Here is a 6,854-nt window from a genome sequence, read left to right on the forward strand (position 1 = left end):
AATGTTGTAATTGATGGGAGCGAGATCCTTTTTTCTTTTAACTGGAAAACCGATGAATAGAAAAGGGAGCTCGTCCTTTCCTGACAAAAAGTAAGTAGGTCGTTCCAATTAAACGTCAAATGTTCTTCTGTTAGATACCCCACTTCTTAAAGAAGTCGGGTATCTGAGTATTCTATTTTTTTAGGTGGGCTTATTTAGCTTTAAATGCTTAAAAATCTCCATGCAGCTAACAACTCGCCATTAGCAACTAACAACATAAGCTTTTTTTATCTTGACGGCGCACAATTTATTAACTATAATTACCAGGTCAAAAATAACAAAAATCTTACGGCTAACAGTTTTTCTCAAATAACCGTTAAACTATTCTAACGTTGGCGCGTACTCAACGTCGCAGACACAACCTATATCTGTTAAGGATTCGTCCTGATTCACAGGAGCAAGATTTTAAAATATGCATCTCAGCGAACTGACTCACCCAAACCAATTACACGGCCTCTCGATTCATCAACTCGAACAAATTGCCCGACAAATTCGAGAAAAGCATTTAGAAACTGTAGCCGCTAGCGGCGGCCACCTCGGACCCGGATTGGGTGTAGTCGAACTGACCTTAGCACTCTACCAAACACTCGACCTCGATCGCGACAAAGTTACCTGGGATGTCGGCCACCAAGCTTATCCTCACAAATTGATAACCGGCCGCTACAACCAATTCCACACCCTGCGCCAAAAAGACGGCGTTGCAGGCTATCTCAAGCGCTGCGAGAGCAAATTTGACCATTTTGGTGCCGGTCACGCTTCCACGAGCATCTCAGCAGCTTTAGGGATGGCGATGGCGCGCGACCTCAAAGGCGAAAATTTCAAAGTGGCGGCGATCATTGGCGACGGCGCATTGACTGGTGGCATGGCACTCGAAGCGATCAACCACGCGGGCCATATGCCGAAAACCAATGTCTTAGTTGTACTCAACGACAACGAGATGTCAATCTCGCCCAACGTCGGCGCCATTACCCGCTATTTGAACAAAATGCGACTGTCGCCGCCGGTGCAGTTTCTCAAAGATAACTTAGAGGAACAATTCAAGCACATTCCCTTTGTCGGCGAAACTTTTACCCCAGAAATGGAACGCCTCAAAGAAGGCATGAAACGCTTGGCCGTGCCGAAAGTTGGAGCCGTAATTGAAGAATTGGGCTTTACTTATATGGGCCCGGTAGACGGACACAATTTGGAAGAATTAATTACCACTTTCAAACAAGCTCATACCATTCAAGGTCCGGTGTTGGTTCACGTGGTGACTGTGAAGGGCAAAGGATATGCGATCGCCGAAAAAGACCAAGTAGGATATCATGCCCAAAATCCCTTTAACTTAGCCACCGGCAAAGGCATTCCCTCCACCAAACCCAAGCCTCCTGCTTACTCGAAAGTCTTTGCCCACGCCCTGGTAAAGCTAGCAGAAGATAATCCGAAAATTGTGGGCATTACCGCTGCTATGGCAACCGGAACAGGTTTGGATAAACTTCAGGAAAAACTGCCGAAACAGTACATTGATGTAGGAATTGCCGAACAGCACGCCGTGACTTTATCCGCTGGTTTAGCCTGCGAAGGAATGCGCCCGGTTGTGGCAATTTACTCGACATTTGTGCAGCGGGGATACGACCAAATAATTCACGATGTTTGCATCCAAAATTTGCCAGTTTTCTTCTGTTTGGACCGAGCCGGAATTGTCGGCGCTGATGGCCCAACTCACCAAGGAATGTACGACATTGCCTTCTTGCGGTGCCTGCCAAATATGGTAGTTATGGCACCAAAAGATGAGGCAGAATTGCAGCGGATGGTAGTCACAGGAATCAACCACACCAGCGGCCCGATCACCATGCGTTACCCGCGCGGCAACGGTTACGGCGTGCCTCTGATGGAAGAAGGTTGGGAAGAGTTGCCGATCGGCAAAGCCGAAATTCTCCGCAACGGCGACGATTTGCTCATATTGGGTTATGGTTCAATGGTTTATCCGGCGATGCAAACCGCCGAGATTCTGAGCGAACACGGCATTGAAGCAACTGTGATCAATGCGCGTTTTGTCAAGCCTTTGGACACCGAATTAATCTTGCCTTTAGCACAGCGAATCGGCAAAGTTGTCACAATGGAAGAAGGCTGTTTGATGGGAGGCTTTGGTTCAGCAGTAGCCGAAGCTTTGTTGGACAATAATGTTGTTGTTCCAGTGATGCGGTTGGGTGTACCCGATACATTGGTAGATCATGCAAGCCCCGAACAATCATTTGCCAGTTTGGGATTAAATCCGTCGCAAATGTGCGATCGCATTTTGGCAACATTCAGCCGCAAACAGTCGCCCGTCAGCGTGTAAATATCTAGAATCGGGAGCTAATATCGCCTCCGGTCGATGTAAGGTTTGTAGTGAGGACTAAAGCCCTCACTACAAACTGTTTTGAGTGCGGGCGAAGCGAAGCGCGTGATTGAAATAAAGAAAATATTTTGTTATACTGTCAAGACCGTACTAATTTTTGGTGAGAGGTTTCCCACTGAAAAAACACCGTCAGCCATACATTCTTATTTTGACAGATGGTGGTCAATTTGACTGCCTCTTAAACTACAAAACCCTGACATCGGGAGTTTAAACATTATCCAGCCGGATTATTGGGTGCAAGCGATCGAAAAAACCTCACGCAGATGTCGGAAAACTCTCTCCGGGCGAGGTTTACAATCAATTACCACACGATTTTTGACGGCGACTTATGATGAAATTTCCTGGATACCAAATTCTGGCACAAATCTACGAAAGCGCTAATTCCGCAGTCTATCGAGCTAGCCGAGAACAGGACGATCGAGCAGTTATCCTCAAGGTACTCAAAGAAGACTATCCTACACCTGCGGAACTCACTCGATACAAACAGGAATATGAAATCACTTGCAGCTTAGATCTAGAGGGGATAGTTAAGACTTATGGATTAGAACCATATCAAAGAACATTAGTCATCATCCTTGAGGATTTTGGTGCATTCTCATTCAGACAACTGCTCGACAGTCATATTGAGTCAAATTCAAACTTTTCTCTCCATGAATTTCTCAAAATAGCCATCAAAATCACTGAAATTTTAGATCAAATTCACAGCAGCAATATTATCCACAAAGATATCAACCCCTCCAATATCGTCTTCAATCCAGAAACGGGAATACTCAAAATCATCGACTTCGGCATTTCCACTCAGTTAAGCCGCGAAAATCCTACCCTAAAAAATCCCAATGTTTTAGAAGGGACTTTAGCTTATATGTCGCCGGAGCAAACGGGACGGATGAACCGTTCCCTAGATTACCGCACGGATTTTTACTCGCTGGGCGTCACCTTCTACGAACTACTTACCGGCAAGCTACCATTTGAGTCTGCTGATGCGCTCTCATTGGTGCATTGTCATCTTGCTAAAGAGCCGGTATCCCCTCGTGAGATTAATTCAGAAATTCCCAAAGCGGTTTCAGATATTGTGATGAAACTGATGGCAAAAACGGCAGAGGAGCGGTATCAAAGTGCTTGGGGACTCAAAACAGATTTGGAGAATTGTCTATCTCAGTTACAGAAAACAGGAAATATATCTGGCTTCTGGCTCGCATCCAATGATATTTCTGATAAGTTTCAAATTCCCCAAAAACTTTACGGACGCGAAGCAGAAATTGAAACTTTACTAACAGCATTTGAGCGAGTAGCAGCAGGGGGCGGACGATCGCCCCAACCCCCCGTTCTTCGGGGGACTTCGGAAAATTTGCCCGGAGAAGAGAATACCGCAGCATCCTCTGCCTCCCCCCTTGGGGACGGGGGGAGGAGATCCCAGGGGTACGAGAGGGGAATCGAAATGATGTTGGTAGCGGGTTATTGCGGTATCGGAAAATCATCCCTAGTTGCCGAAATTCATAAACCAAATACTCGACTGCGCGGCTATTTCACTGAAGGGAAATTTGACCAATTTCAGCGGAATATTCCCTACTCAGCTATTGTCAGCGCCTTTAAGGGATTAGTGCGACAACTTTTATCCGAAAACTCTTCACAGCTTGCCCAATGGCGAGAAAAACTTCTAGCAGCATTGGGTGCTAACGGACAAGTCATTATTGACGTAATTCCCGAAGTAGAACTGATTGTCGGCAAGCAGCCGCCCGTGCCTGATTTAGGTCCAACCGAGTCGCAAAATCGCTTTAATCTCGTCTTTGGTCAGTTCATCCGAGCATTTTGTACAAAAGAGCATCCTTTGGTTATTTTTCTGGACGATTTGCAGTGGGCAGACTCTGCTACGCTCAAGTTAATCGAACGGATGATGGGGGATAATGAGACGCAATATCTCTTCCTAATTGGGGCGTATCGGGATAACGAAGTCAACCCGCTTCATCCGTTAATGATGATGCTTGATGGGCTGCGTAACCGGGGAGCAACTATCAACTTTATTACCTTAGCACCGTTAGAATTAGAACATATCAATCAGCTAATTGCTGATACATTGCATAGCGGCAATAAGTCGGTAAAACCTTTAGCAGAACTGGTTGAGCGGAAAACAATTGGGAATCCATTCTTTGCCAATCAATTTCTGAAAACCCTGCACGCCGAAAACTTAATAACTTTTGATTTTCAGAGTCACGCCTTCGTGTGGGATATTTCAAACATTGAGGCACAGGACATTACTGATAATGTAGTGGACTTGATGATTGGCAACTTGAAGAAACTGCCAGAATCCACACAGCAAGTTTTACGCTTGGCAGCTTGTGTCGGTGCTTCTTTTGATTTAACCACTATCTCTATTGTTTGTGAAAAATCCAAAGAGGCAGTTTTCCCCGATCTGGTGACGGCAATTCAATCTGGATTGATTTTGCCCACCTCTGAGTTAGATACTCAACTGTTAATTCAGGATTACAAGTTTCTGCACGATCGAGTTCAACAAGCAGCGTATGCCCTGATTGATGAAGCACAAAAAACAGCAATTCACTTAAAAGTTGGTCGGCTACTGTTGCATAATACTACAGAGCCGGAAGCCTTATCAGAGAAGATATTTGAAATCGTCGATCATCTAAATCTTGGTGTTGAGCTTGTCACCCATCAAGAAGAGCGCTCAGAAATAGCAAAACTGAATCTGATGGCGGGTCAGAAAGCGAAAGCAGCAACGGCTTATGGAGCAGCAGTTGGGTATTTGAATGCGGGACTTAAACTCCTGTATGTAGATAGTTGGCAGAGTTCCTATGACCTAACCTTAGCGCTGTACGAAGCAGCAGCAGAGGCGGCATATCTTAACGGCGACTTTGAGCAGATGGAGCAATTGGCAGAGGTCGTGTTAAACCATGCCAAAACAGTGGTGGAAAAAGTGAAAGTTTATGTTGTAAAAATTCAAGCCTCTGTGTCACAAGGAAACCTCAAACAAGCAATTAAAATTGGGTTCGTGGTGCTGAATCAGTTAGGGTTGATAGTACCAGAATATCCGAGCCAGTCGGATATTCAAAAAGGATTCGAGGAAACCACTTCACTCTTGACTGGACGGGAAGTCGAAGACTTAATTAACCTGCCGGAAATGACCTCTCCCGAACAGCTAGCAGTCATGAATATCCTATCGAGTATAACGGCTGCTGCGTATGTCGCTGCTCCTGAATGTTACTTGCTGATGGCACTATCAGAGGTTAATTTATCTATCAAATATGGCAATTCAACCTGGTCAGCCTTTGGTTATTGTGCTTATGCAATAATTCTTTGTGGAGTAACCCAAGACATTGAGTCCGGTTACAAATTTGGCAAATTGAGTTTAAGTTTGGCAGAACGGTTAAATGCCAAGACAGTCAAGTCTAAGGTATACAACAATTTTGGAGCCTTCGTAATGCATTGGAAAGATCATTTCAGGGAAACCCTACCAATGCTCATTGAGGGCTATCAAAGTGGCCTAGAAACCGGAGACTTTGAATTTGCTGCCTATTGTGCATTTGTCAAGGGCTCTCATTCATATTTTATCGGTCACGAACTTACTGAGCTAGAACAAAAAATATCGACCTATAGTAAAGCCATTAGTCAAATAAGGCGGAAAAAAACCTTTAATTTGAGCGCAACATTTTTGCAGGCAGTTCGTAACTTACTGGGTCAAGAAGAGAACCCAACCCTATTAAGTGGTGATGCTTACAATGAAGAGCTAGCAATCCCTCTTGCGATTGAAACAAATGACAGAACTGAGTTGCACTACTTATATCTAAATAAAATTATCCTCTGTTATTTATTTGGTGATTATCGTCAAGCTGCACAAAATGCTGTTTTGGCAGAACAGTATTTAGACGGTGTGACAGCAATGCTAGCTGTACCTTTATTCCATTTCTATGATTCTCTAGCACATTTAGGTGTATTGGCTGAGGCTTCAATCTCTGAAAAAGAGGCTTTGCTCAACCGTATTAACACCAACCAGGAAAAAATGCAAAACTGGGCACATCATGCTCCAAGGAATTATCTGCATAAATTTTATCTAGTAGAGGCAGAGAAAGCGCGAGTTTTGGGGCAAGTTATTGAAGCAGAGGAGTGTTATGAGCGAGCCATTAAAGGAGCCAGAGACAATGAATACATTCAAGAGGAAGCCTTAGCTTATGAATTAGCAGCAAAGTTTTATCTAGAGCGTGGCAGGACAAAGATTGCCCAAACTTATATGAAAGAGGCACACTACGCCTACACACGTTGGGGAGCCAAAGCTAAGGTCGAGGACTGTCGGGGCGACAAGTCGCTTATAACGCTGATAGAATAAGCCTCATAGCTCTTATTCCTTGTTGGTAATTAGGTAGTTTATGTGGAGACAAAGACATTAATTCAACAACAACCTGCCAATTACTAAACATCGAATCGA

Annotated in this window: 2 protein-coding genes; both read left to right on the plus strand. The window is 44.5% G+C overall.

Annotation, left to right across the window (positions count from 1 at the left end; translation table 11 throughout):
* The first annotated feature begins 451 nt into the window (after window positions 1-451).
* Window positions 452-2,359: a 1-deoxy-D-xylulose-5-phosphate synthase gene (gene dxs, locus ACUVJL_RS39135; RefSeq protein WP_445250738.1), complete on the plus strand. Its 1,908-nt coding sequence runs from the start codon at window positions 452-454 to the stop codon at window positions 2,357-2,359.
* 388 nt (window positions 2,360-2,747) lie between these two features.
* Entirely contained in the window at window positions 2,748-6,755 is a 4,008-nt protein-coding gene (locus tag ACUVJL_RS39140; RefSeq protein WP_445250739.1) for an ATP-binding protein, read from the plus strand.
* The last annotated feature ends 99 nt before the right edge of the window (window positions 6,756-6,854 follow it).

The organism is Microcoleus sp. OTE_8_concoct_300 (assembly GCF_031383065.1).
Lineage (GTDB): Bacteria > Cyanobacteriota > Cyanobacteriia > Cyanobacteriales > Microcoleaceae > Microcoleus.